At 56.6% G+C, this 27,000-nt stretch carries 19 protein-coding genes; 15 read left to right on the top strand and 4 right to left on the bottom strand.

Going from position 1 to position 27,000, the window contains the following annotated elements:
• Position 1 precedes the first annotated feature (1 nt).
• From dnaA to R5H23_RS01210, 14 genes are all read left to right on the top strand, one after another.
• Positions 2–1,417, top strand: a complete 1,416-nt coding sequence (dnaA, locus tag R5H23_RS01275) for a chromosomal replication initiator protein DnaA (RefSeq protein ID WP_211500732.1) — start codon at positions 2–4, stop codon at positions 1,415–1,417.
• 96 nt (positions 1,418–1,513) lie between these two features.
• Positions 1,514–2,638 carry a DNA polymerase III subunit beta gene (dnaN, locus tag R5H23_RS01270; RefSeq protein WP_317213991.1) on the top strand — a complete coding sequence of 375 codons (1,125 nt, stop codon included), beginning with the start codon at positions 1,514–1,516 and terminating at the stop codon, positions 2,636–2,638.
• 10 nt (positions 2,639–2,648) lie between these two features.
• Positions 2,649–3,752, top strand: coding sequence for a DNA replication/repair protein RecF (recF, locus tag R5H23_RS01265; protein WP_317213990.1), 1,104 nt, complete (start codon positions 2,649–2,651; stop codon positions 3,750–3,752).
• Positions 3,753–3,834: 82 nt separating this feature from the next.
• Positions 3,835–6,279, top strand: a complete 2,445-nt coding sequence (gyrB, locus tag R5H23_RS01260; RefSeq protein ID WP_099212412.1) for a DNA topoisomerase (ATP-hydrolyzing) subunit B — start codon at positions 3,835–3,837, stop codon at positions 6,277–6,279.
• On the top strand, positions 6,269–7,087 hold the full coding sequence (locus R5H23_RS01255) for a DUF3108 domain-containing protein (RefSeq protein ID WP_211498109.1): 819 nt from the start codon (positions 6,269–6,271) through the stop codon (positions 7,085–7,087). Before gyrB ends, R5H23_RS01255 begins: the two co-directional genes overlap by 11 nt.
• A gap of 77 nt (positions 7,088–7,164) precedes the next feature.
• Positions 7,165–8,499, top strand: coding sequence for a bifunctional UDP-N-acetylglucosamine diphosphorylase/glucosamine-1-phosphate N-acetyltransferase GlmU (gene glmU, locus R5H23_RS01250; RefSeq protein ID WP_317213989.1), 1,335 nt, complete (start codon positions 7,165–7,167; stop codon positions 8,497–8,499).
• On the top strand, positions 8,499–10,325 hold the full coding sequence (glmS, locus tag R5H23_RS01245) for a glutamine--fructose-6-phosphate transaminase (isomerizing) (protein WP_317213988.1): 1,827 nt from the start codon (positions 8,499–8,501) through the stop codon (positions 10,323–10,325). Before glmU ends, glmS begins: the two co-directional genes overlap by 1 nt.
• 93 nt (positions 10,326–10,418) lie before the next feature.
• A complete protein-coding gene (locus R5H23_RS01240) occupies positions 10,419–13,406 on the top strand; it encodes an FAD-binding and (Fe-S)-binding domain-containing protein (RefSeq protein WP_317213987.1) in 2,988 nt (995 codons plus the stop codon).
• Complete coding sequence (locus tag R5H23_RS01235; RefSeq protein WP_317213986.1) at positions 13,403–14,983, top strand: hypothetical protein; 1,581 nt, start codon at positions 13,403–13,405, stop codon at positions 14,981–14,983. Before R5H23_RS01240 ends, R5H23_RS01235 begins: the two co-directional genes overlap by 4 nt.
• 52 nt (positions 14,984–15,035) lie before the next feature.
• A complete protein-coding gene (gene thiO, locus R5H23_RS01230) occupies positions 15,036–16,004 on the top strand; it encodes a glycine oxidase ThiO (protein ID WP_317213985.1) in 969 nt (322 codons plus the stop codon).
• Between the two features lie 41 nt (positions 16,005–16,045).
• Complete coding sequence (gene thiS / locus R5H23_RS01225) at positions 16,046–16,243, top strand: sulfur carrier protein ThiS (protein ID WP_046901497.1); 198 nt, start codon at positions 16,046–16,048, stop codon at positions 16,241–16,243.
• Position 16,244: 1 nt separating this feature from the next.
• Positions 16,245–17,030: a thiazole synthase gene (locus R5H23_RS01220; RefSeq protein ID WP_046901496.1), complete on the top strand. Its 786-nt coding sequence runs from the start codon at positions 16,245–16,247 to the stop codon at positions 17,028–17,030.
• A complete protein-coding gene (locus R5H23_RS01215; RefSeq protein ID WP_046901495.1) occupies positions 17,031–17,636 on the top strand; it encodes a thiamine phosphate synthase in 606 nt (201 codons plus the stop codon).
• A 74-nt stretch (positions 17,637–17,710) separates the two neighbouring features.
• A complete protein-coding gene (locus R5H23_RS01210; RefSeq protein ID WP_099212391.1) occupies positions 17,711–20,275 on the top strand; it encodes a cation:proton antiporter in 2,565 nt (854 codons plus the stop codon).
• Positions 20,276–20,304: 29 nt separating this feature from the next.
• Here R5H23_RS01210 and R5H23_RS01205 read toward each other — a convergent pair whose 3' ends face one another.
• On the bottom strand, positions 20,305–21,840 hold the full coding sequence (locus tag R5H23_RS01205) for an MFS transporter (RefSeq protein ID WP_317213978.1): 1,536 nt from the start codon (positions 21,838–21,840) through the stop codon (positions 20,305–20,307).
• Between the two features lie 359 nt (positions 21,841–22,199).
• On the opposite strand from R5H23_RS01205, the gene R5H23_RS01200 reads away from it, so the two are divergent.
• Positions 22,200–23,828, top strand: coding sequence for a porin (locus R5H23_RS01200; protein WP_211508413.1), 1,629 nt, complete (start codon positions 22,200–22,202; stop codon positions 23,826–23,828).
• Between the two features lie 38 nt (positions 23,829–23,866).
• On the opposite strand, the gene R5H23_RS01195 is transcribed toward R5H23_RS01200, so the two are convergent.
• From R5H23_RS01195 to metG, 3 genes are read right to left on the bottom strand one after another with little or no spacing between them, the layout of a single operon-like run.
• Positions 23,867–24,658 carry an MBL fold metallo-hydrolase gene (locus R5H23_RS01195; protein WP_046901492.1) on the bottom strand — a complete coding sequence of 264 codons (792 nt, stop codon included), beginning with the start codon at positions 24,656–24,658 and terminating at the stop codon, positions 23,867–23,869.
• Entirely contained in the window at positions 24,655–25,440 is a 786-nt protein-coding gene (locus tag R5H23_RS01190) for a TatD family hydrolase (protein ID WP_317213973.1), read from the bottom strand. Before R5H23_RS01190 ends, R5H23_RS01195 begins: the two co-directional genes overlap by 4 nt.
• Positions 25,437–26,975, bottom strand: a complete 1,539-nt coding sequence (gene metG / locus R5H23_RS01185; RefSeq protein ID WP_317213971.1) for a methionine--tRNA ligase — start codon at positions 26,973–26,975, stop codon at positions 25,437–25,439. Before metG ends, R5H23_RS01190 begins: the two co-directional genes overlap by 4 nt.
• Positions 26,976–27,000: the final 25 nt, after the last annotated feature.

The following is a 27,000-nucleotide window of genomic DNA, read 5'->3' as shown; positions in this document are numbered from 1 at the left end:
GGTGGAAAACGCTCAGTATCTGGACGCCAGCGCCTCCGCCCCCGGCTCGTCGAGCCCGCTGGAAACTTCCTGGCACAGGGTTCGCGAGAAGCTGAAGGGCGAGGTCGGTGAAGTCGAATACCGCACCTGGCTTCGTCAGATCGTTCTTGGCCCACTGGAGGATGGTGAACTCATCCTTTATCTGCCGACGCGCTTTCTGAGAGACTGGGTTCGCAGCCAATACGAAGAGCGTCTCCAGACCCTGTGGCGTACCGAACGGCAGGACGTGCAGGGCATTGAACTGCAGGTCAAACGCGGCCTACCCGAGGTCCTTCCATCAGCTGAGACGGACGGTGACAGCGTCATCGAGGAAGTAACAGCGCAGGTTGCGACCAGTCATGAGGTTCGCAGCGATCTTGCTGTTCCGCTGGACCCACGCTTTTCTTTCGATACGTTCATCGTCGGCAAGCCAAATGAGTTTGCCTATGCCTGTGCACGTCGTGTGGCCGAAAAACCATCCAGCCCCGGTTTTAATCCGCTCTTCCTGTATGGCGGCGTCGGCCTCGGCAAAACACATCTTATGCATGCCATTGGGTCTGAACTGACGAAGACGGGCAATGTCTCGGTTGCCTATATGTCAGCTGAGAAGTTCATGTACCGCTTCATCGCGGCGATCCGCTCGCAGTCCACCATGGAGTTCAAGGAACAGCTTCGTTCCGTGGACGTGCTGATGATCGACGATCTTCAGTTCCTGATCGGCAAGGATAATACGCAGGAAGAGTTCTTCCATACGTTCAACGCCCTTGTTGATGCCGGACGTCAGATCATCGTCAGCGCCGATAAAAGTCCGTCTGATCTGTCGGGGCTTGAAGACCGTCTGAGAACGCGGCTCGGCTGCGGCATGGTCGCAGATATTCATGCCACCACCTTTGAATTGCGTATTTCCATTCTGGAAGCCAAGGCGAAAGCCTCAGGCACGCATGTCCCGTCAAAGGTGCTTGAGTATCTCGCCCACAAGATCACATCGAACGTTCGTGAGCTTGAAGGCGCACTGAATCGCCTTGTCGCACACGCCGATCTGGTTGGGCGCCCTGTCACACTGGATACGACGCAGGATGTCCTCAAGGACATGCTGAAAGCGCATGACCGTCGCGTCACAATCGAGGAAATCCAGCGCAAGGTTGCTGAACACTGGAATATCCGTCTGACGGACATGTCCTCCGCGCGCCGTGCACGTGCTGTTGCTCGCCCACGGCAGGTGGCAATGTTCCTCGCAAAGCAGCTGACAAGCCGCTCTCTTCCCGAGATCGGACGCAAGTTTGGCAATCGTGATCACACAACCGTCATGCATGCGGTCAATCGCGTTGGTGAACTGATGGAGCAGGATCCGTCCTTTGCAGAAGACGTCGAACTTCTGCGCCGGATGCTCGAAGGCTAAGGAAGACGACAAGTCGCCTTCGGTGCCTTTCACCGGAGGCGGCTGTCTGCTAAGAAACGGCAAAACTTAAAGATTGCCGACCCAGGGAAAAAAACGATGAAATTCAAGGTTGACCGCACCCTGCTGCAACGGGCCCTGGCGCATATTCATGGCGTTGCAGAAAAGCGGAACACCATTCCCATTCTGGCGAATGTTCTCTTGTCCTATGAAGGCAATGTGCTTCGCCTCACGGCCACGGATATGGAAATTGCGGTCGTCGAAGACGTTCCGGCAGCAGGTGAGCGCCTAGGTTCCACCACAGTCCCCGCAGCCGTACTTTTCGAAATTGTGCGCAAACTGCCAGACGGCGTGGAAATCGAGTTCGATCATCCGGAGAGCGATGCGCCCCTCGCATTGCGTGCGGGCCGTTACGCGACGAGCCTCAACGTTCTTCCAGTTGATGACTTCCCGGCCATGGTTGCTGGCGATCTCCCACACCGCTTCCGCATTCCTGCAGGAACGCTACGTGGCCTGATCGACCGGACGAAGTTCGCGATTTCCAACGAAGAAACGCGTTATTACCTGAACGGCATCTATCTGCACGTTACGGAAAGCGGCGCCATCCCGATGCTCCGCGCCGTCGCAACGGATGGACATCGCCTTGCCCGCGTCGAGACCGAGCTTCCGGAAGGCGCACGTGGCATGCCGGGCGTTATCATCCCGCGCAAGACCGTTGCTGAACTTCGCAAGCTGCTGGACGAGGGCGCTGCGGATCTGGAGGTTTCCCTTTCAGATACACGTATTCAGTTTCAGGCTGGACCTGTCCTGCTGACGTCCAAGCTGATTGACGGCACGTTCCCGGAATATGAACGCGTGATCCCTAAGGGCAATGACCGCATCCTGCGCATCACGAAGAAGGATTTCGCTGCTGCGGTAGGTCGCGTTGCCGCTATCAGCCAGGAGCGCTCCCGCCCAGTCAAGCTCTCTGTCACGCACAACATGCTGACATTGTCGGCCATCAGCCCCGATCAGGGCGTGGCACAGGAAGAGTTGGACGACAGCACGGTCACGTATGACGCGCCTCCGATCGAAATTGGCTTTCAGGCGCGGTACCTGACGGACATCACGGATCAGATCGATGTTGAAGTCGAGTTTGCTTTCGCAGATAGCTCAGCTCCGACACTGGTCCGTGACACAGCGTCGCCTTCTGCATTGTATGTTCTGATGCCGATGCGGGTCTGATCGGTCCGCATTGAGACTAACGCGCCTTGCCCTGACGGATTTCCGGAATTACCGGCACTCCGTCTGGAAGCCTGAGACAAATATCTCCGTTCTGACCGGCCAGAATGGCTCTGGAAAGACCAATCTTCTGGAAGCCGTTTCGCTTCTGGCTCCTGGACGAGGCCTGCGAGGCGCGCCTCTTCAAGCGCTGTGCCGCACAACTGCCGATCACTGGGGCGTTGCCGCAACGCTCTCTCACGGGATCGACCAGACTATTCTTGGGACTGGAGCAAACCTCTCCGAGAACGGCCGGCGTTCATTCCAGCTTGATGGCGCTTCCGTTCGGTCTCAGGCAGAAATTGCTCAAATCTTCTCCTGCGTCTGGCTAACGCCACAGATGGATCGGATTTTTCTTGAAGGTGCGGGCGGCAGGCGGCGCTTCCTTGACCGTCTGGTCATGGCGCTTTCTCCGGATCATGCCCGGCAAATGACGGCTCATGAGCGATCAGTTTCCAGTCGTAACCGCTTGCTGTCAGAAAGACCGGACGAGGGGCTCTGGCTCACGTCGCTGGAAGATTCCATTGCCCGCCATGCGGTTGCCGCATCAGCCGCTCGGCTGGCGCTTGTTGAAAGCATGAACACTCACCCCTTCGACAGTTCCAATTTTCCAAAAAGCCGCCTGCATCTTGACTGCCCCATTACGCAACAACTGATGATCAGCCCGGCTTTGCAGGTGGAAGACTGGTTGCGGGCAAAGTTAAGGGATAGTCGGCGGGAAGATCGCCTTAAAGGCAGTACATCTTTGGGTGCCCATAAGGCGGATTTCCTTCTTTTTGATCACACCACAGGACGGTCTGCCGAACTCTCAAGCAGCGGGCAGCAAAAAGCCATGCTTTTGGGGGTCGTTCTGTGCCATGCTGCATTGATCGAACAGAGCAGGGGCGATGCACCTGCCATTTTGCTGGATGAACCGCTTCTTCATCTGGATGAGCCCAGACGGGACGCGCTTCTGTACAGTCTAAGCAAGCTGAAAACGCCGGTTCTCCTGACCGGAACAGATCCTGATCCGTTTTCAAGCCTGATCGAAAAAGCGGGCTTTTTCAGCGTTCAGGATGGTCATATCCAGCCCACATGATGTGTGCGCTCTGGCCTCACGGCCTGTGACACGCTATAGTCATACAACAGATTTTCAGAGTTCCACGGAGACCGCCTCGCGCATGTCAGAGACCCAGAACCAGCCGGAGATTCCAGGCGCAGACGGTGACGATTACGGCGCCTCCTCGATCTCGGTACTGAAGGGACTGGACGCTGTCCGCAAACGCCCCGGCATGTATATCGGTGACACGGATGATGGCTCCGGCCTGCACCACATGGTGTTCGAAATCATCGATAATGCCGTTGACGAAGCCCAGGCCGGACACGCCACCCGCTGCATCCTGACACTCAACGGAGACGGCTCCGTTTCCGTACGCGATGATGGCCGCGGCATCCCAACAGACATGCACGCGGAAGAGGGCATCAGCGCCGCCGAAGTCGTGCTGACCAAGCTGCATGCTGGCGGCAAGTTCAACCAGAATTCCTATAAGGTTTCCGGCGGTCTGCATGGCGTGGGTGCCGCTGTGGTGAATGCTCTGTCCGAATGGATGGAAGTTCGCATCTGGCGGAATGGTCTGGAGCACAAGATCCGCTTCCAGCACGGTGAACGCGATGAAGCCCTGACGGTTGTAGGGCCGTCAGACGAGCCACGCGGCACATTAGTGACGTTCAAGCCAAGCAAGCAGACCTTTACGAGGGTCGATTTCGAGCTTTCCATTCTGGAACGTCGCGTTCGCGAACTGGCATTCCTGAATTCCGGGCTGGAAATTATCCTGCGCGATGAGCGTCACGCTGAAAGCAAGGAACTTCGGTTCTTCTACGAAGGCGGCCTGAGTGCTTTCGCGGAATGGCTTGATGCGTCCAAGACCTCGATTGTTAACCCGCCGATCACGGGCCTCATTGACCATACTGAAAGCGGTATCCGCGTCGAGTTCGCTCTGACGTGGAACGACAGCTATCACGAGACAATGCTGTGCTTCACCAACAACATTCCACAGAGAGACGGCGGCACGCATCTGGCTGGGTTCCGTCAGGCACTGACGCGTGTTGTTGGCAAATATGCGGAAAGCGTTGCCAAACGTGAAGCGGGCTCACTGACGGGTGAGGACATGCGTGAAGGCATGACTGCCATCCTGTCCGTCAAGGTTCCGGACCCGAAGTTCTCGTCCCAGACGAAGGACAAGCTGGTGTCGTCCGAGGTTCAGCCGGTCGTTCATGCCACGGCCGCTGACTCGATTTCACATTGGTTTGAGACGCACCCTAAGGAAGCCAAGGCGATTGTCGCCAAGATCATTGACGCAGCCAGCGCCCGTGAGGCTGCCCGTCGTGCGCGTGAACTGACGCGCCGTAAGGGTGTGCTCGATGTTTCTTCGCTGCCTGGCAAGCTGGCTGACTGTCAGGAGCGTGATGCGTCCAAAGCAGAAATCTTCATCGTTGAGGGTGACTCTGCAGGTGGCACAGCCAAGCAGGGGCGTGACCGCCGCTTCCAGGCCATCCTACCGCTACGCGGCAAGATCCTGAACGTTGAACGCGCCCGTTTCGACAGAATGCTTGGGTCTGCGGAAATTGGCACACTCATCACGGCGCTCGGTACGGGCATCGGTCGTGGTGAAGTCGATCAAGGTGGCTTCTCGGCTGCCAAACTGCGCTACCACAAGATCGTCATCATGACAGACGCCGACGTGGACGGTTCCCACATTCGGACGCTGCTTCTGACGTTCTTCTTCCGCCAGATGCCAGAGCTGATTGAACACGGGTATCTCTACATCGCCCAGCCGCCACTCTACCGGGCCAAACGCGGCCAGGAAGAGCGCTATCTGAAGGATGATGCTGCGCTGGAGCAGTATCTGCTCGACAAGGCTCTGGCAAATGCTTCGCTACGCTTCGGCGATGGCCTTGAGCTCACAGGAGAAGAACTTCGTGAAGAAGTCCGCTTCCTGATTGCGGCGGCACAGAACCTGAAAAATATCGCAACCAAAATCCCTGTGTGGATTTTGGAGCAGGCAGCTGTATCCCGCGTGCTTGATATTGATCCAGCAGCTATCAGCGACCGTATTCCAGAATTCCAGCGCCACCTGGAAGAAGCGTCACCTGCCAATGAACGTGGCTGGAAAGTTTCACTGTCCAGCACGGGAATTGAGTGTGCCCGCTCTGTTCGTGGCGTCAGCGAGATCTACCGTCTGGAGCAGAGCATTCTGAAATCTGCTGAAGCACGCTGGCTTGCTTCGGAAGGCGAGCGTCTGGCACGTGACTTCATGACGCCAGCCATACTCCGTCTGGACACGCAGGAATTTCCGCTGTTTGGCCCGTCCAACGTCATGGACCGGATTTTTGCTCAGGGCCGTCGTGGTCTGACAATCAACCGGTTCAAGGGCCTTGGCGAAATGAATGATGAACAGCTCTGGCACACCACACTTGATCCTTCGACCCGCACCCTGCTGCAGGTCAAGGTTGGCGATGTGGAAGAGGCTGGCCAGGTGTTCTCCACACTGATGGGCGATGTGGTTGAGCCACGCCGAGACTTCATCGTGGGTAATGCCCTCAAGGTTGCCAACCTTGACGTTTAAGGGCCTTCGCGCGCTGGCCGCAGCAGGAGTGCTGCTGGCTGGCTTCGCGCCTACAGCTCATGCGGCCGGACAGGTCAACACAACGTTCGCCATTTATATGCGCGGACTTCATGTGCTTGATGCAGATGCCTCATATCAGATCGAACCCTGGGGCTACGGCGGAACGACGCATATCAGACCGGCCGGTCTGATCAGCTGGTTCGTGACGATGGACATTCATTCCCGCGTCGAGGGCGACTTCGTTCCGGGCGGGAACGTCAAACCCATCCGTTATGACAGCGGAGGGCTATCCCGGGGCCAACATCGGCGTGTTCTGCTAACCTACAATGGCAACACACCGCATGTAGACATTCTGGAGCCTGCGGAGACAGACCGCGATCCCATTCCGGACAGCGATCTCCCCCATACCATTGATACGCTCAGCGGAATGGCGCGACTTCTTGAGACCCTGACCCAAACGAAAAGCTGTGAGGGATCTGGCGTTATTTTTGATGGGCTGCGTCTGACAAAAATGACGGTGCATGGTCCCGTTACATCTGACATTCCTCAAAGTCATAAGCAGGCCTATTCCGGTCCAGCGCTTCGCTGCGACTTTGTCGGCCAACAGATTGCAGGCTTTGTAAAAGACTCTCCAAATCGTTCGAAAATGGCCGCGCCACAGCCCGGGTCAGCCTGGTTTAAAGAGATCGATGGTGTTGGACTTGTCCCAGTGCGGATCGAATTCAATCATCCCAAGCTTGGGCACGTCACTGTTGTCATGCAACAGCCACTTCCACCGTCAAAATCCACCGCAGTCCTTTCGCAATAAATGGCAATCGGAAGTGATGGAGCTTAACTCAACCATCGTTTGACGGATTGGCGTGGTTTGGATACCCGGAACGGAACATGACCAATACCGCACGCCACACCACAGCCATCATCCTTGCAGCGGGCCTCGGCACGCGGATGAAATCACGTCTTCCCAAGGCTTTGCATCGCCTTGGAAACCGCCCGATGATCACACACCTCATCGATACGGCCCGAGAAATCTTTGACGACGTCGTTGTAGTCATCGGACCGGATATGCCTGAACTGGAAAAAGCCGTTCAGCCATACCGAACGGTCGTTCAGACCGAACGTCTGGGCACCGCACACGCGACTAACACTGCAAAAGACCTGTTCGGAGACGGCGATATCGCGGTTCTCTACGCAGACAACCCGCTGATCACAGCCGATACAATGCGTCGTCTCACGGAAGCCCGTCAGGGCGGGGCGAGCCTCGCACTCCTTGGGATGCGCCCAACCAATCCAGGTCGTTATGGACGTATTGTTGAAGAGCAGGGCCGCGTCAGCCGAATTGTAGAATACAAAGACGCAAACGAGCAGGAACGTGAAATCGCACTCTGCAATGCAGGCGTCATGTGCGCAGGTGCCGCAGATTTCCGGCGGTGGCTGGCCGCTGTTGGCAACGACAATGCGCAGGGTGAGTATTATCTGACCGATGTTGTCGCAATGGCCGCGTCAGAAGGGCGGGTCCAGTGCGTGGAAGCGCCCGAGACTGAGTTGGCTGGCGTCAATTCACGTTTAGAGCTTGCCCAGGCAGAAGCCACGCTTCAGCAGCGCCTGCGCATTTCTGCGATGGAAGGCGGCGTCACACTTGTCTCTCCAGAAACCACATTCTTCAGCACCGACACCTGCCTGGAGCCGGATGTCGTCGTTGAACCAAATGTCTTTTTTGGCCCAGGCGTCACGGTTCGCAGCGGCGCCCTGATCCGTGCGTTCTCTCATCTGGAAGGCTGCATAGTGGGCGAGGACGCCATGATCGGCCCTTATGCAAGGCTAAGACCCGGAACAATCTGCGCTGCCGATACCCATGTCGGTAATTTCGTTGAACTGAAGAATGTCGATCTAGGCCCTGGCGCAAAAGCCAATCACCTGACCTATCTGGGTGACGCCTCCGTCGGTGCACAAACCAATGTCGGAGCAGGGACCGTCACCTGCAATTACGATGGATACTTCAAGCACCGGACGACGATCGGCGCCCGCAATTTTATCGGCTCTGATGCCATTCTGGTGGCCCCCGTCACAATTGGCGATGACGCGTTGATCGCTGCGGGAAGCACCATCACGGAAGACGTCCCGGCCGGTGCACTCGCTTTCGGGCGCGCTCGCCAGACAATCAAGCCAGACCGCGGACTTGAAATCAAACAGACCCTTAAAGCCAAAAAGGAGCAGGGCTGATGTGTGGAATTTGTGGCGTTGTAGGCCATCGTCCAGCCACCCCGATCGTCTTCGAGGCTCTCCGCAGGCTTGAATACCGCGGATATGACTCCGCAGGCATCGCCACGCTCACAGCGGACGGCACGATTGATCGCCGACGCGCTGCTGGCAAACTTGATAATCTTGAGGCTGTTCTAAAGGCTGATCCGCTAACAGGCACCACAGGCATCGGCCATACGCGTTGGGCCACGCATGGCGCACCGACAGAAGCCAATGCCCATCCCCATGCGGCAGGCCGGGTTGCCATCGTACATAACGGCATCATCGAAAACTTTGCGACACTGAAGGCCGAGCTTGAAAGTGAAGGCCGGATTTTCCTATCCGACACGGATTCAGAAACAGTTGCCCATCTCGTCGATTTCTACCTTGATCAGGGCAAAACACCGCGTGATGCCGCTTTCGCGGCCATTAAGCGTCTTGAAGGCGCTTATGCCATTGCCATCATTTTTCAGGGTCATGATGGTCTGCTCATCGGCGCACGCCACGGTGCGCCTCTCGCTGTAGGTTACGGCGACGGCGAGATGTTCCTTGGCTCCGACAGCCTCGCCCTGGCACCTCTGGCAAGCCGCATCACCTTTCTGGATGATGGAGACTGGTGCGAACTGACGCCCGGCAATGTCATCATCTTCAACGGGGAAGGTCAAGAAGTCAGCCGTCCAATCCAGAACATTGCGTTCATGGCGGGCCAGGTCGGCAAGGATGGCTATCGCCATTACATGGAGAAGGAACTGCACGAGCATCCGGTCGCCATTGGCCAGACGCTTCAGCGCATTACGGACCCAGCGTCCAAGACAATTGCCCTGCCGACAATGCCTTTCGATCCGGCACAGGTGCCCCGCGTCACGATTACAGCCTGTGGGTCTGCTTTCTATGCAGGCATGGTCGGGCGCTACTGGCTTGAATCACTCGCTCGCGTTCCGGTGGAAATCGATGTGGCGTCTGAAATGCGCTATCGCGATGCACCGCAACCAGACAAGGGCGTGGCACTGCTGATTTCCCAGTCTGGAGAAACGGCAGATACGCTTGGCGTCCTGCGCAGCCTCAAGAAGGCAGGACAGAGCATTGTGTCGGTTCTAAATGTCGAGCATTCGACGATGGGCCGCGAAAGCGATCTCGTCTTGGGCATGGTTGCTGGTCCAGAAATTTCTGTAGCCTCAACCAAGGCTTTTACGGCACAACTCTCTGTTCTTGCAGCTCTTTCTATTGATTTTGCACGGGCTCGTGGAACGATCGACAAGGCACGCGAAGAAACCCTGACAGCAAGCCTGCTTGATTTGCCATCCCGGGCCGCAGAGGTGTTCACACGCGTTGAAGCCATTCAGGAAATGGCGCGTATTGTCGCGGAGGCGCGCGATGTTCTGTATCTGGGTCGCGGTATCTGCACACCGATCGCGTTCGAAGGCGCTTTAAAACTAAAAGAAATCAGCTACATCCATGCAGAAGCTTATGCGGCCGGTGAACTGAAGCATGGTCCGATCAGCCTGATCGATAGAACCGTTCCGGTCGTCGCCATCGCTCCATCAACCATCCTGTTCGATAAGACACTTTCTAATCTTCAAGAAGCCAAGGCTCGCGGTGGTCGTATTCTGGCCTTTACAGATGCCGCCGGCGCCAAGCGTCTGGAAGGCGTTGCGGAGCATGTCGTCATCCTGCCGGACGTCGATGCGTTCGTTGCCCCCATTCTCTATGCTATCCCAGTCCAGATCCTGGCGTATGAAGTCGCACTTCTGAAGGGTACGGACGTAGACCAGCCTCGCAATCTGGCGAAATCTGTCACGGTGGAATAAGGACATTTTCTTTCCGTGAGGAGGACTTTCCAAGATGCTTCATTTCGTCGAGGATAGTCTTCCAACACGCTATACGACCGGGGAGAAACGAACATGGGTGGCGATGCAGATCTGACAGGTGTGGCCGGACGCTCCGGCCTCTATCTTGCCGCATCTGAATTGCACATCCGCGATGTTTTCCTCGCCAGATTGGCTGCCGAAGGCTTTGAGGGGGATGTCACGCCTCAAGTCTCTGCCCGATTAGTCGGAGCGACAGACAACAGCATTTACCAGCGCCTTCCACTAGCAGTAATCTACCCCCGAACAACCGAAGACCTGAACCGTGCCGTGCGTGCGGCAGAAGACGGCTCCCTTACACTTGCCATGCGCGGAGGCGGCACAGGAACCAACGGTCAATCCCTGACTGCGGGGATCGTCGTTGATGTGGCCCGATATCTGGATCGCATTCTGGATTTCAACCCTGACACTGGGCACGTAACCGTCGAACCCGGCGTTGTTCTGGCCAGACTGAATGCCTTTCTCAAGCCCCACGGTTATTTTTTCCCGCCTACAGTTTCAACTGCGACCCGCGCCACGATCGGCGGAATGATTGCGACCGATGCTTCAGGCAAGGGCTCTCGTATTTACGGCCGCACATCCGACTACATTGAAACCATGGATGTGGTGCTATCGGATGGCAGTAATCTCCATGTTGAGAAACTGACCAGCGACGCTCTTGAGCACAAGAAGACCGGTAGCGATCTCTCTGCGCGGGTCTATCGCGAAGTGTACCGCGTAGTGACGGAGCGGGCGGACGAAATCCGTCGGGTCTTTCCAGACATGAACCGGGGACTGACCGGGTATAACCTCGAAAACGTTCTTCTTGAGAACGGCCAGTTCAGTCTGGCTCGCCTGCTGGCGGGTTCAGAGGGAACACTTGCCTTAACGAAGCGTGTCGTGCTGCGTGTTCGGAAGCTTCCGAAATATCGTCAGCTTCTCGTCGTGCGCTACGCCAGTTTCGACAGCACCCTCCGAGACGTCCAGACCATTCTTCCAGCCAATCCATCGGCAGTAGAAGTGCTGGATGACCGTGTGCTGGAGAAAGCGTCGCAGGATATTGTCTGGCAATCCCTGGAAAGCGTTCTTGGTGCCCGTTCAGAGCAACCCGTACGGGGGATGAGTTTTGTTGAGTTCGTGGGAGATAACGCAGACCATCCCCATCAACAGATGCAGGAAGCCGTTACCCTTCTTGAAAGCTCTCCTTACGAAGTCATTGACTGTAAACCTGTTTCTGATCAGGTGATTATTAATCAGCTCTGGACCCTGCGTGAAAAATCCGTGGGGCTTCTCGGCCGTCCGGATGGCCGCAAACAGGGCGTGGCTTTTGTCGAAGACACAGCCGTTCCACCGGAAGCCCTAGCTGATTATGTGTCTGAATTCCGGGCCATTCTCGACGGATACGGACTATCTTACGGCATGTTTGGGCATGCCGATGTTGGCTGCCTGCATGTCCGTCCTTTTCTGGATATGCTGTCCGAACATGATCGAGCCCTGATCCGCCCGATCTCCGACGCCGTGGCCAACCTGACCAAACGCCATGGTGGGTTGTTGTGGGGGGAACATGGGAGAGGTTACCGCGGAGAATTTTCACCTCTATTCTTTGGGGAGACACTCTTCGCAGAGCTCTGCCGCATTAAAGAAGTCTTTGATCCCAAAGATATTTTTAATCGTGGGAAGCTTGCGCCCGTTGGCGTCGAATATCCAGTAGACCGGATAGATGGCATCCCGTTCAAAGGTCAGTTTGACGAGCAGATTTCCTCAGATCTACGAGATGACTTCAGCCTTTCTGTGAGCTGCAATGGAAATGGGGCCTGCTATAATCGCGAACCTGACATGGCCATGTGTCCGTCCTACAAGGCTACCAAGGACAGGCTTCAGTCACCTAAGGGTCGAGCGACCTTGCTGCGAAGCTGGGCGCGACTGAATTCACTCCCTGATAGCGCCGCTGACAAAAGTGCGCTTCCAGAGCTGACAGCCGAGCTCAAAGCCAGTCTGGACACATGCCTGTCCTGTAAGGCCTGTGCCACGCAATGTCCGATCCGGGTGGACATTCCATCCATGCGGTCGAAGTTTCTGGACCTCTATTTCCTCAAGCATCACCGCCCGGTGAGGGACTATCTCGTGTATTGGCTCGAGCCTCTCCTGAAAGTCGGTCGCCAGATGCCGACGCTCGCCAATATTCTGATGCAGAACCCGATCTCGACTGTGTTTCTCAAGAAGCTGGGGCTTGTCGATCTTCCGAAGATTAGCCCCGCGAAACTGCCAAAAACCGCGCGGGTCAGCACAGAATGGCTTGAACAAGCAGGAAACAATGACCGGTCCGTTGTTCTGATTCAGGACTCATTTACGGGAAGCTTTGATGGCGGTGTCATCGAAAGCGCATATACGCTTCTCAAATCTCTTGGGATGGACCCGCGCGTCACGTCCGTCTGGGATAATGGCAAGGCCAGGCATGTACGAGGATTTCGTAAAGGGTTCTCAGCCACTGCTTGCAACACCCTGAAGCAACTCAAGAATATCGCTCGTCACGGCGTACCCGTTATTTCTCTGGATGCCGCTACAGGTCTGATGTTTGAGCAGGAATATCGGGATGTCGCAGTGTCGGAAGCCATCCCAACCGTGCTTTCACTGGAAGCCTTTCTGAAACGCCAGATCACCAAGGGCATCATACCTTCAAATGCGGTAAAACCTGACACAGCAGCATTGACCATCATCTCACATTGCACAGAGCAGGCGGTGCGTCCGGGAAGTGCTGAGGACTGGACTACCGTTCTGCGGCATCTGGGCGTTCAGGCAGATGCGGGCAAAGCTGGTTGCTGCGGGATGGCTGGCCTGTTCGGCCATGAGAAGGAACACGCCGATCTGTCCGCCAGCATTTTTGCCCAGAACTGGGCCAGCAAGGCGGAAGGCAATATTCTGGCAACGGGCTTCTCCTGTCGTTGCCAGACAAAGCGTCTTGCCGGACGGCGGCCTGCTCATCCAGTCGAAATACTCGTATCCCACCTTCAGATAAAAAATGAGAAAGCCTTCTCAACCCAATGATATCAAAAATATTTTTTGGAAATTTTTCTTTTAGAAACGGCTATTTTATCGCGTCGGTCATAGGGCTAACGCTTTATCTCGTTCTAGCGGTTTACGTCTGTTCGCTGTGGCCCAAGACATCGGATCAGGCGTCCTATTTCCTTGCCGGACTGGATGTACTGCATGGAAACTGGCGCCTGCATGACTGGGTTCTGACCCCGCCGGATTTCTGGACGTCCGATATCCCTCTCAGCGCCCTCCTGAGTGGACTATGGCACCTGTTAGGCAGACCGGCAGGCAGCCCATTTCTTCTGATGGTGCAACCCGCAATCCTATGGGTCGGCGTTGTCGCGTCAGCTTTCTCGGTGGTTTTTCTGCGCTTGCGAGACATTGAGGAACGCCTCGGCGCAGCGATCCTCCTTTTGCCAGTGCTTGCCTTTCCCCTGATGCGCTCTCCGATGGCGTATTTCATCACGCTCTCTGCGATCCATATGGGCGCGCTGATTTACGGTCTTTGGGCACTTCACTGGGCTGACCGGTTTCTCTCATCGGGCTCCTACCGGTCACTGGCGGCCGTCGCAGTGCTACTGTGCCTCGGGGTGATTGGAGACCCGTTACTCGCAGTGACAGGAGCGGGGGCGATCATCGCCTACGCTTTTCTGGCTCAGGACTTTGCTCTTCGCCAACGTGGGCTTTTAGTCCTCGCATCCTTGGCAGCAACCGTGCTGGCCAAAGCCATTCTGCACATCAATGCCGTGACCGGCGGCTTTGTCACGGAGCCGTTGGAAACCCGCTTTGCACCATGGGAACAACTGAGCAGCAACTTCGGGACGTCCGTTCGCTCCATTCTTCTTCTCTACGGAGCAGAACCCTTCGGGCAGGCCGTAGCATCCACAATACCGGAATGCCTCCGGCTTCTTCTCGTCGCCCTCGCTCTTACTGCGGCTTTCAAGATTGCCCGATCAGGATGGCAGAGCAGGGGCCAGATTGCCGCATTCCCCATGATGCTGCTTCTGTCCGCCGCCCTGAATTTCGTGGCACTCGCTCTCAGCAACCGCATCGCTCTGGATGGCAGCCCCATTGCTGTCGCGCGCTATCTTTTTCCGCTTTGGATTGATCTGGCCTGCCTCACAGCGCTTGTCTGGCCGAAGAAAGGCGTAGCCGTGAGTCTGGCAGCCATGATTTTGGTCGTCACGCTCATTACGGACTACCGGAACCTCCCAACGCATTCGACTGGCCTTCTAAGTTCCGATGATAACCAGCTTCTCAGCCGACTTGAGCGCGATCTCCCTCCGGATGGTGTTGGTTCCTGGTGGAGTTCCGGCAATCTGGAAGTGGCCTCTCTCGGAAAAATACACATTTACCCCGGGATGAAGCAGGGAGACGGCACGGTTGCGCCGTTCGTGCACATTCGCAAGAAAATGGATTGGCATGACTTTGATGGAAAAGCCTTTTTCGTCCTGATCCCACACCCGGAAGAGCCCTTCGGGGAAGCCGAGGCCCTTCGCACATTTGGCACTCCGGCCAAACGTCTGACTGAAGGGCGCTATACGATCTTTCTGTACCCAGCCGATCATCTCCCCGTGCGCGCCTCCTGACCAAACAGTCAAGCCATGTTAAACACGTCCCGCTTTTACGAGGAGGACGTGGATGACTGGACCTCGCATTCTGGTTCGAGGGGCTGGCGTAGCGGGAATGGTCACCGCTGTGGCACTGGCGGAACACGGCGCGGACGTCACAGTTCATGACACCGGTGGCCGGGTTGGCGCTGGTGCCTCGTGGTTTGCGGGCGGCATGCTGGCACCCTGGTGTGAAGCAGAATCAGCACCAGACGAGGTCACTCAGGACAGTTTAACGTCGCTTGATTGGTGGAAAGCCCACGTTCCAGACGTTGTGCAGGCGGGCAGTCTTGTCGTCGCGCCACCTCGCGATACACCAGAGTTAAACCGCTTTGGACGCCGCACCAGTCACTTCGAAACCCTCAACGCTCCCCAGATTGATGCGCTGGAGCCAGATCTGGCAGGCCGTTTCGATAAGGCGTTGTTCTTTGCGGAAGAGGGTCATGTTGATCCTCGCAAGGCTCTGCAGGCTCTTGCACACCGTCTCAAGCAACAAGGCGGCCAAGTCCTGACGGTTCAGGCGATTAACGATGCTGAATTCGACTGGGTTGTTGATTGTACGGGCGTAGCGGCCCGGACCATGCAAAATGACCTTCGAGGCATGCGCGGGGAGATGGTTTTACTGCGCTGCCCAGAAATCAGCCTTCACCGACCTGTTCGCATGCTGCATCCGCGCATTCCGGTCTATATTGTCCCGAGGGCAGACAGCGTTTTCATGGTCGGTGCCACTATGGTCGAGAGTGATGATACGCGCGGCATTACGGTGCGTGCCGTGACCGAACTGCTCAATGCGGCCTATACGCTGCATCCTGCTTTCGCGGAAGCCGAACTTCTGGAGGCTAATGCTGGCCTCAGACCCGCCTATCCTGACAATGTTCCACGGGTGAGGCAGAACGGGAAGAGCATCTCCCTCAATGGCATGTATCGTCACGGTTTCCTGCTATCGCCAGCGCGTGCACAAGAAGTCTGTGACATCATTTTCGGAACGGATCGGGCCTGAGACCCTTTCTTCCTCTTACACCCCTGGATGGGAGAGACATCATGCAGATCACCGTGAATGACGAACTCCATGAAGTTCATGCGCGAACACTTGGCGCGGTCCTTGATGAACTGGGTTACGGCAAAGCGCGTGTAGCAACGGCCCTGAACGGCTTTTTCATTCCCGCCACCCAGCGGAGTGCACAAACGGTGGAAGAGGGGGCCGTGCTCGAAATTCTTGCCCCCATGCAGGGAGGCTGACATGCAGTTCTACGGCACTGAACTCTCTTCAAGGCTGATGCTGGGCACGGCCCAATATGACAGCCCGGCCATTCTCGCAGACGCGGTAAAGGCCGCTCAGGCTGGTGTTGTAACCGTGTCTTTGCGTCGCGAAGCTGCGGGCGCGCAGGCGGGACAGGCGTTCTGGTCTCTGATCCAGAGTCTGAACGTCCCCATTCTCCCTAACACCGCAGGGTGTCATGGGGTTCGGGAAGCTGTCACCACGGCACAGATGGCCCGGGATGTTTTCGGAACGGACTGGATCAAGCTGGAAGTGATCGGCCAGGGAGACCTGCTTCAGCCCGATGTCTTTGGGCTGGTCGAGGCCACACGGATCCTGACGGAAGATGGCTTCAAGGTCTTCCCCTACACAACGGAAGATCTGGTTGTGGCTGAACGGTTGCTCCGTGCGGGTGCTGAGGTGCTGATGCCATGGGGCGCACCAATTGGTTCGGGCAGGGGACTGAACAATCTTTTCGGCCTCCGCGCATTGCGCAGCCATTTCCCGGACATTCCAATGGTCGTGGATGCCGGCATCGGAAAGCCCTCTCATGCCACGGCAGCCTTTGAACTCGGATACGATGCCGTTCTGATCAACACGGCGGTCGCCAAAGCAGGAAACCCGGCCCAGATGGCCACCGCGTTTCGCCTGGCGTGCGAAGCCGGGCTTGCCGGATTTGCTGCAGACCCTATGGAAGAACGCGATATGGCGGTGCCCTCGACCCCAACCCTCGGTCTGGCCCGCAGCCTCGGTGGAGAAATGCTGTAAATGTCCCGTCTGCCTTCGAAAATCTATCCTGTCGTTGATCATCCTCGTTGGGTCGAACGCCTCGGCGGAGCAGGGGCACGTTTCATTCAGCTGCGCCTCAAGGACATGCCGTCGGAAGAAATCCGGGCGCAGGCTGAAACTGCCCAGGAACTGGCCGCCCGCCATAATGTCGCCCTCGTGCTGAACGATTATTGGGAGCTGGCAATCGAACTGGGCTATGAGTGGCTGCATCTGGGGCAGGAAGATCTTGAGACCGCAGACCTTGAGGCCATCCGCCAGACGGGCATTCGCCTCGGCATCTCGACCCATAGCCATGAAGAACTGCAGCGTGCTTTGGCCTGCAAACCCGATTACGTTGCACTCGGTCCGATCTGGGAAACGAAACTGAAGAAGATGGCGTTTGGTCCGCAAGGTGTTGAGCGCCTGACCGAGTGGCGTGAACTCAGCGGCGATGTCCCTCTGGTTGCCATTGGTGGCATCACGCTCGATCGGCTGCCGTCCTGCCTGAAGGCAGGGGCAGACAGCGTTGCCGCCGTAAGCGATTTCATTCGCGCCGAAGACCCGGAAAGCCAGGTCAGACAGTGGCTTGCCGCCGCTGACACATAATTTGCAAGACAGAGCTATCGTGGGGCGGCAACCGTCTCTAGGATGGTTTTCGAACCAAGGGAGTACGGAATACAATGATGGTGACAGGCCTTGCAGCCGTTCTTCTCGCGATTGCGTTCCTGCTCACGCTCGTCAGCATCATTCAGCCTCTGGCCAAACGGCTTGAGATTTCCGAAACGGTTCTGCTGGCCCTTGCTGGCATCGTTCTGGGTGGCGCTGCGTCTCTTGTTGTTCGTTCCTCCGCAACGGACCTGCTGGATGGCGCCGCCGAAGCCCTGATCTATTTCCCGATCAACAGTGAAGCCTTCCTGCTGATCTTCCTGCCCATTCTGGTGTTCCAGGGTGCCATGGGCATTGATGTTCGTCGTCTGGCCCATGAGACAGCGACAGTGCTTCTGCTGGCGGTTGTGGCGGTTGTGGTTTCCACGGCCACCATTGGTCTCGCGCTTTACCCCTTCGCTAATCAGAGCCTGGTGGTCTGCCTTCTCCTCGGATCCATTGTCGCAACGACTGATCCGTCAGCCGTGGCAGGTATCTTCCGGGAAATCGGTGCTGCGTCACGTTTGACGCGCCTTGTCGAAGGTGAGGCGCTCCTGAACGATGCCGCCGCGATTGCGATTTTCGCCATCCTGCTGGCCTCCGTCACCTCCCACCGGCACATCCATCTCGGTGAGGCGGTCGTTGATTTTGCTTCGGCCTTTGGTGGCGCCATTGTTGTCGGCGTCTGTCTTGGCCGCTTGACCCTGCTGCTTATTGCGGGCCTGGGCGGCGCACCGGCAGCAGAAATCACCCTGACCCTCGCTCTGCCATACACGGTCTATATTCTCTGTGACGAAATGCTCGGCTTCTCCGGCGTTGTCGCCACGGCAGCAGCCGGCCTGACAGTCTCAGCTTACGGACCGTCCACCTTCCGTCCGCAAGTCTGGCGCTTCCTGAACGAGCTTTGGCAGCAGCTCGTTTTCTGGGCAGGCTCTCTCGTGTTCCTTCTTGCCTCCATGCTGGTTCCGCGCCTCCTAATTGGCATGACCAAGTGGGACTGTGTGCTCATCCTGATCGCGAGCGTGGCAGGTCTGGTCGCGCGCGGTGCCGTTGTGTTCGGTATGCTGCCGATCCTTGCGTTCACGAAGCTTTCGCCACCTGTCCCAACGCCTTTCAAGGCTACCATGGTCTGGGGCGGCCTGCGCGGCGCCATCACTCTGGCGCTCGCGCTGGCCGTGACCGAAAACCAGAGCGTCTCAAGCCCCGTAGCGCACTTCATCGGCATCATCGCGACAGGCTTCGTGCTGATTACCCTACTGGTTAACGGGACGACCCTGCGTTCACTCGTGCTGTTCCTGAAGCTTGATCAACTGTCACCGATCGATCAGGCGATCCGCCAGCAGATCCTCGGAATCGGTCTTGGTGAAGTCGCGGAACGGACGCGCGTGATGTCTGATGAACTGGGCTTTAGCGAGCAGACGCGCATCGGTGTCATCAGCCGGATCGAGAAGCGCGCTGAAAAGGAGAGGGCGGCCAATAATTTTGAATCTGCCCTGAGCGACCGCGCTCGCGTCAATATCGCGCTCATCACGATTGCCAATCAGGAACGCTCTCTTCTGTTGGACCTGTTTCGCATTCAGGGCCTGTCGCGTCGTGTCATGGAAACGCTCTTGCGGACGGCTGAGGCGATGGCCGATGGCGCTCGTCTCGAAGGACGCTATGGCTATGTCCGTGCCCTGAAGCGCCGACTACAGCCGCCGGTGAGGTTCCGGGTTGCCCAGGAACTGCATAGCCGCTTCCATTTCGACGAACCTCTGATGTACGCGATGATGGAACGCTTCGAGATGCTGATCATCGCGCATCTCGTGTCACTGTCGTTGCAGCGCTTTGTGAGGCAGCGCATGGAGCCAACTCTCGGCCCGCGTATTACGGAAATCGTGTCCGAGGTTCTGGGCCGTCAGCGCAAGCTTCTGGACGATGCTCTGGAAACACTCCGCCTGCATTATTCCGGTTACTCGGAAGCTCTCGAAAGCCGTATTCTCCGTCAGATCGCGCTGCGTCTGGAAGACGAAGAATATGATGCGCTTCAGGCTGACAATCTCATTTCCGAGGAGCTGCATCGGGAACTACACCGAGATATTGAACGCCGGAGCGCGCGCCTTGAAGCTCCGCTGCGCTTTAATCTCAAGAGCGGCATTGAACAGCGGTTGCGAGCTTTCCCGGCTTTCAATGGCGTGCCTGACAGTGTGCTGCACACATTGTCCCGGAAGGTCGCGATGCGTTTCGTTTCACCAGGCGAAGTGCTTTTCAAGCGTGGGCAAAAAGCCCGGGTTGTCTATGCACAGGTTGCGGGCTTGGCCGAAGTTCATCTTCCGGAGCGTGAAATTCTGTTTGGCAGCGGAGATCTGATCGGTGCTGCCTCTGTCATTCGCGGAGAGAGGCTACAGGGCACAGTCCGGTCGCTTCAGTTCAGCCATCTTCTGGCAATCCCCAAGCCGGTATTCGAAAAACTGATCACCGACTACCCAATTGTCCAGCGCCTCATCATCGCTCGCAGCAATAAGCGCGCGGACGGCCTTCTGGACCCATACGTCGTGAAAACGGCAGAAGGCGTGAGACTTGCTCCCGCCCAGGGGCTCAAGGGAATTGCTTCTTCCTGAGCCTCATTATGGCCTTATGCTACTTTCAGTTACGAAGCTCTTTTCTCAGGCGCCAGCAGATCCCGCCAAAGGAAAGAGCATCCCAACAGAATACAGGCTGCCACTAGGCATGCCCCGCTGTGAATAAGCCAGAACGGAACATCTGCGACATAGCCGATCAGGGTTGAAAGCTTCCCGATCATCAGGTTTGCCAGAAAGAGATGCAGGGTGAAGCAGGCGACAAGGATAGTATTAAGGCTCGCAGGCGCAGCACGGGAATATAACGCCATACCGATCGCGTAGCTCATGCTGAAGCCGATATCGTTGATCGTATGAAAAGCAATGCCCCATAGCAGACTGACCTGATGCGGCGCAGGATAAAGCCACGATGCAAGGGCCAAAACGAGCGGGCCACACGACGCGATAAAGGCCCCGATGGCAACCTTTGTGATTTCCGCGGGGTCCGGGCGGCGGCGATTATAGAGCTTCCAGAAACCAAGAACAGAAATCGTACAAACAGTACTGACCAGACCATCCAGCGACACAAGGCTGCTGACCGGGAACGGGTGCCCCAGAAGTGTCAGTTGGTAATGCTCACGACCCCATAACAAATAGCCATCGAAAATTTCGGAATTTGGCAGGGCGCTCAGAGCCAGAACGGGCAAAAGCGCCAAAAGCAGAATTGTTGTTTTCTTTTCCGCAGAGGTCAGAGATGGGCGAGGGGCGATTGCTTTGGAATTGCCGTCTTCCGGTAACCAACGCCTGCCCAACATATAGACGAAAAGCCCCGTCAGCATCCCTAGACTGGCTGCCAGAAAGCCCCAGTGCCAGGCCTTGATGGCAAGATAAGCGCATAGGGCAGGAGCTGCGATAACCGCAGCCTGGACACCCAACGAATAAAACTGATAGGCCTTTGAGCGCCTTGGATCGTCCAGTGCGTAAAGAGCGCCGACTTGAGCGCGTAGACCACCAGCCGCTCCAAGCCCCAATAGGAGCGTGGTGATGGCGATGACAAAACTCCAGTCAAAAGACATGAGAACATGCCCGACTGTCATAAGGATCGCACCGAGGAAAATGGTTCGGGTTCGACCGAGAAACCGGTCAGCAACGATACCGCCGAGAAGAGGGGTTGCGTAAATCAGTGCCAGAAAAAGGCCGGTAATCGCACCTGCGGTAGCCTGTGTCCCGACTGGTGCGTAAAGCGCGCCAAGGAAAGACTTCAACGCGCTCATACCCAGCACATGATCTACATGCCCGGGTTGGAGCAGGTAGTCCGCCAGATAGAGCACCAGAATGGCCTGCATGCCGTAAAGCGAGAATGCTACGCAGCCTTCAGTCAGCACCAGGACCCAAAGCCCTCTGGGATGCCCAAACAAATCCCTGGAAGACGGCACTTTCACGGCATCGACCACAGGGTCGTTCGGAATCACTTCGGTCAAAACAGTCTCACAGCCTGAAGAGAGGAGAGACCATGGGTAAAGGCCAATCAGACCATGGGTAAAGAGGCTGAAAAATTTATGGCAAAATGCCATCAGCAAACCGCGATCAATCATCATGGCATTTTGCCACTGACTGAAAATTCTCACGCGGCGATATGCCAGAGAGCCACAAGCATCAGACGAAGTGGCAAAATGCCATAAATCACTTAACTCAACGCAAAGAACGTCAAACTAGGCCAAAATCGTGGATAATAAGCTGATTTCAGTCTCTGATATTGGGTCTGCAAATGCGGAAGAGGCTTCATATTGTGCTTCACACACATGTCGTATAATATATATTATGCCAACTTGCATATCAAAAACAGCCGGAAAACTCACATATCCGTGATACACGATGACTTGTTGCGAAGAATGTCATTTTTGGCGCTAACGTGAAACGAAGATCAATTCTTCTGGTGCACGAACCCATTGTCGTGAACCGGATCCTCCGCTGGAGCGGTTGTTGCATGCCACGCCTTTCATTGCGCCAGATTGCTTTTCTGAGCTGCGTTTTTTCTGTTGGGTCTCTCACGGTTCTTCCTGCAACCGCACACGCCGACGATTACACCGAACTTCTGGATATCCTTCGGGCCAAAGGCAGCCTGACACACGGAGAATATAACAGCCTTCTGGCACACCATCTGCGACACAGCCGATCCGAGGCATCTTCCAACCAGGATGGCACCTCAAGCCCCCCGGCAAAACGCAACCGATACCGCCGCTACAATCCAACTCAGTATGACGGCAGCCTTGAGCCCCCCGACGTCACAACCATCGCTGCTGCTCAGGCCGCACGCCGTGCAGCCAGTGAAGCTGCGGCTGATGCACGTGATACACGTTCCATGCTCCGTCAGGCGCGCGCGAGCTACGATCCAGATAGCGTTGTGCGCGTCAAACCTTACGTCGCAGGCAAAGGCGTAACCGTTCAGGCCGGCCAGATCGAGATCAATCTCTCAGGCTTCGTCAACGGATTTTACACGTATAACAGCCCTGGCGGCGGCAAGCCCGTCGCAGGTGGCGTCTCCACCGGCTCCAGTGGATTTGATTCCTCATCCGTCAGAAACGGCCTGCTTCCTGGTGGCCTCATCCTGAAACTGAATACGGTTCAGGACGGCATCAAGCTTGGCGCCGTTTTCGGAATGTATCCGGGACTGAACAACGCAGATGTCGGCGCGTTCAACGCCAACTCCGGTGGCAGCCCCGTGGGCCTCGGAACAGCGGGCGTTGATTTCCGTCAGGTGTACATGACAGCTGGCACCGACAGCCTTGGTACGATCAAGATCGGTCGTGACATTGCCCTGTTCGCATCTGATGCCATTCTGAATGATGCAACACTGCTGAGTGTCGGCAGTACGGGCAGTAATGCGAACCCGGCCAATACGTCTCTGGGCCGCATCGGTGTAGGTTACGTCTACACGGACTGGCTCCCACAGATCACCTATATTTCCCCAAAGTGGCATGGTCTTCAGGGATCTGTCGGCATCATGACGCCACTGGATCCGTTCAACTACGCTGGCGGTGGCCTATCTGCGACAAGCACGCAGCACAGCTCGCCAATGGTTCAGGGTAAAGTTACCTACGACGCAAAAATTGCAGGTTTCACCACACGCCTCTGGGCCAGCTTCCTGACCCAGCACGTCCAGAACCTGACAAGCTCAACCCTGGGTACAGACAGCCGCAAAGGCGCGACTGTCGCTGCGGGCGATGTTGGCGTCAAGCTCTCCCGCGGACCGTTTGAAGGCGTGGCTTATTACTATTACGGTAATGGTTTGGGCACGACCGGCCTGCTGTTTGATGGCATTTCCCAGTCCGGCCGCAAACGAAACTCGGAAGGCTACTACGTTCAGGCCTCCTACAAGATCCTGCCACGCCTGAAGCTGGTTGGAAGCTATGGCGTCAGCAATCTTTATCAGGCTGCGGGCGAAGACAATCCATCGCTGGTCCGTCGCAATCAGTCCGAAGTCGGGGCACTTTATTACACACTGACAGACTGGATGTTCCTTGTGGGTGAATATGCCCATACGGAATCCGATGCTCATGGCCCGAACCATGAGAGCGATCATACCATGTCAGCGGGCGCGATGATCACCTTCTGAGCCCGGAAAAACCGGGCAGACCACCCTGCCCGGTTTTTTCAGAACGTCAGAACCATTCCATCATAAGCCGGACGCACATCCGGCGGCAGTGTCTGGCATAGAATATCGTAATCCATATCTGTGCCCATATGAGTCAGGATTGTGCGCCCTGCCCTGATTTTCGTGCGCCATTCCAGCACACGTTCCAGCCAGGCATGAGCTGGATGCGGTTCATACTGGAAGCAATCCACAACCCACGTATCCACACCATCCAGAAGCGTCAGAGCGTCTTCGGACAATGTTTCCACATCCGTGGAATAGGCAAATTTTCCAAACCGCAGCCCCAGAGACGTGATCCGCCCATGTCGCTGCTCGAAAATACGCCCTTCCAGACCGGGAAAATCGACGTCTTCGCCAGCCGTAACAACCTGCTCATTGAAAACCGGACGATAAAAATCCGGGCCTTTCCAAGGCGCAAAGGCATAAGCAAACCGCTGCCGGAGCTCTTCCAAAGTGCTTTGCGCGGCCAAAAGCGGAAGTGGTTTGTCAATCACACGGTTGATGGCCCGCAGATCATCAAGTCCTGCGATATGGTCACTATGCGGGTGCGTATAGAGCACTGCATCAATGTGGCTCAGGCCACAATTCAGCATTTGAGAGCGGAAATCCGGCCCGGAATCAACCAGAAGCCGAAACCCGCCCTCACCTTCAACAACAATCGAAGAACGCGTACGCCTGTTCTTGGGGTTCTGCGGATTACAGTGCCCCCAGATCCCCGTTTGTGAGCCGTTCTGACCACCAAGCATTGGCACGCCAGCAGAACCTCCACATCCAAGGATTGTGACTTTCACAGGCGTGTCCTTGCAAAAAGACGATGTACGTTTTCGGTGGTGATATCCGCGATTTTTTCAGCGGAAACCCCCCGCTCCTGCGCCAGTCGCGCAGCTGTGTGGGCAACATATCCCGGCGTATTCGGCTTACCGCGCTTTGGAACGGGCGCAAGAAACGGACTGTCCGTTTCAACCAGCAGTCGATCCTCAGGAACGATCCGCGCAACGTCCCGGATTTCCTCACATTTCGGAAACGTCAGAAGCCCGGAGAAGCTGATATAGCCCCCGAGTTCGAGCGCAGCCTCAGCGAGCTTAGGCCCCGAGGCAAAGCAGTGAATCAGGAAAGGAAACGCGCCCTTCCCGCTCTCTTCGCGCAAAATCGCGATCGTATCGTCGTCTGCCTGTCTCGTATGAATGACGACCGGCAAACCTGTCTCACGAGCCGCAGCAATATGCGTGCGGAATGCAGCGTGCTGCGCCGGTTTCGCCTCATCTCCGCTGTGAAAATAATCCAGCCCGGATTCACCAATGGCCACCACGCAGGGTGGCTCGGCTTTCTGAACCAGCTCTTCCACAGAAGGAAGACGCTCTTCACCCACATGATCCGGATGCGTGCCGATGGCACACCAGACACGAAGATCTGGCGCGTCAAAGCGCGTCAGACCAATCTGGGTCTCTGCCTGTGAAAAGCGCGTCCCGATCGTAATCATGCCAGCTAGACTAGACTGCCGCGCGATCTCCAGCGCGGCAGGCACATCGTCCAGACGATCAAGATGGCAATGACTGTCGATCAGTCCCGTCATTCTGAGTCCTCGACCACGAAGCGCGGGAACAGCCCTTCCGGCTTTGGCAATGTGCGACCACTTGGGAGCGGTGTTTCAAGAGCGGCGAATGTCCGCTCGTTCTCTTCCACACCAAGCTGGGTCAGCATCTTGTCCATCGTGTTCGGCATATAGGGCTGAAGCATCGTCGCAATCGCACGGATCACATCGAGCAGCACACGCAGAACATGCGCCATCCGCTCTGGATCAGTCTTCTTCAGCGCCCAGGGAGCCTGACGGTCAATGTAAGAATTGGCCGCACGGATGATCTTCCAGACTTCCTCAAGCGCATCTGTAATGGCTTTGCGCTCGATCTGCTCGCTCATCAAAGACGGCAGCAGCTGCACCGTGGCCAGAATGGCCAGATCGTCTTCCGTCTGTGGCCCGCGTTCCGGGACAACGCCACCAAGATTGCGCGCCACGAGGCTCAGCGTCCGCTGGCACAGATTGCCAAGATCGTTCGCCAGTTCGACATTCGTGCGCGTAATCATGGAGCGACGGCTGAAGTTTGAATCGCCACCAAACGGCACTTCACGCATCAGGAAGAACCTTAGCGCATCCAGACCGAACTCATCAGCCAGTGCCTTCGGATCCAGAACGTTGCCGAGAGACTTGCTCATCTTCTCGCCTTCAACCGTCCACCAGCCGTGGGCGAACACGCTCTTCGGCAGTTCAATGCCAGCAGCCATCAGGAATGCTGGCCAGTACACGCAATGGAACCGCGCGATTTCCTTGCCGACAATATGCAGGTCCGCCGGCCAGAACTTCGCACGCGGATCATTCAGATCCGGGTAGCCCACAGCCGTCAGATAGTTGGCGAGCGCATCAAACCACACATACATGACGTGATCCGGGTCGTTTGGAACCGGAATGCCCCATTTGAAGCTTGTCCGGCTGACGGAAAGATCTCTCAGCCCCTGCTTCACGAAGCTCTCGATCTCCCGGCGTGGACCATGCGGGCCAATGAACTCGGGGTTATCTTCATAAAGCTTCAGCAAACGATCCTGAAACTCGGACAGTTTGAAGAAGTAGGACGGCTCCTTGACGCGCTCTACTGGCGCACCGGATGGAGCAACCATCGTGCCGTCTGGCTTCTTGACCAGTTCATCTTCACCAATGAACGCTTCATCGCGTGTGGAGTACCAGCCCTCATACGCGCCGAGATAGATGTGACCGTTAGCCGCAACTTTTTCCCACAATGCACTTGCAGCAACCTTGTGGCGCTCATCCGTCGTACGGATGAACTCATCCGTGGAGATCACCATGTCCTGCTGCATCTGGCGAAACGACGCAGAAATCTTGTCGGCGTAGGCTTGCGTCTCCATGCCCTGAGCGGTCGCGGTCTGCTCGACCTTCTGGCCGTGCTCGTCCGTCCCGCTGACGAACAGGACGTCTTCACCATTCAGGCGATGGAACCGGGCCAGAACGTCCGCCGCGATGGACGTATAGGCATGCCCGATATGCGGAGCGCCGTTCACGTAGAAAATCGGAGTTGTAATGGTGAAGCGCCGCGTCATGTCCACTCGTCTTGTCATGCCCGAG

The organism is Gluconobacter sp. GP1 (assembly GCF_032913585.1).
GTDB classification, from domain to species: domain Bacteria; phylum Pseudomonadota; class Alphaproteobacteria; order Acetobacterales; family Acetobacteraceae; genus Gluconobacter; species Gluconobacter cerinus.
This window is presented reverse-complemented; position numbering and strand designations above follow the sequence as displayed.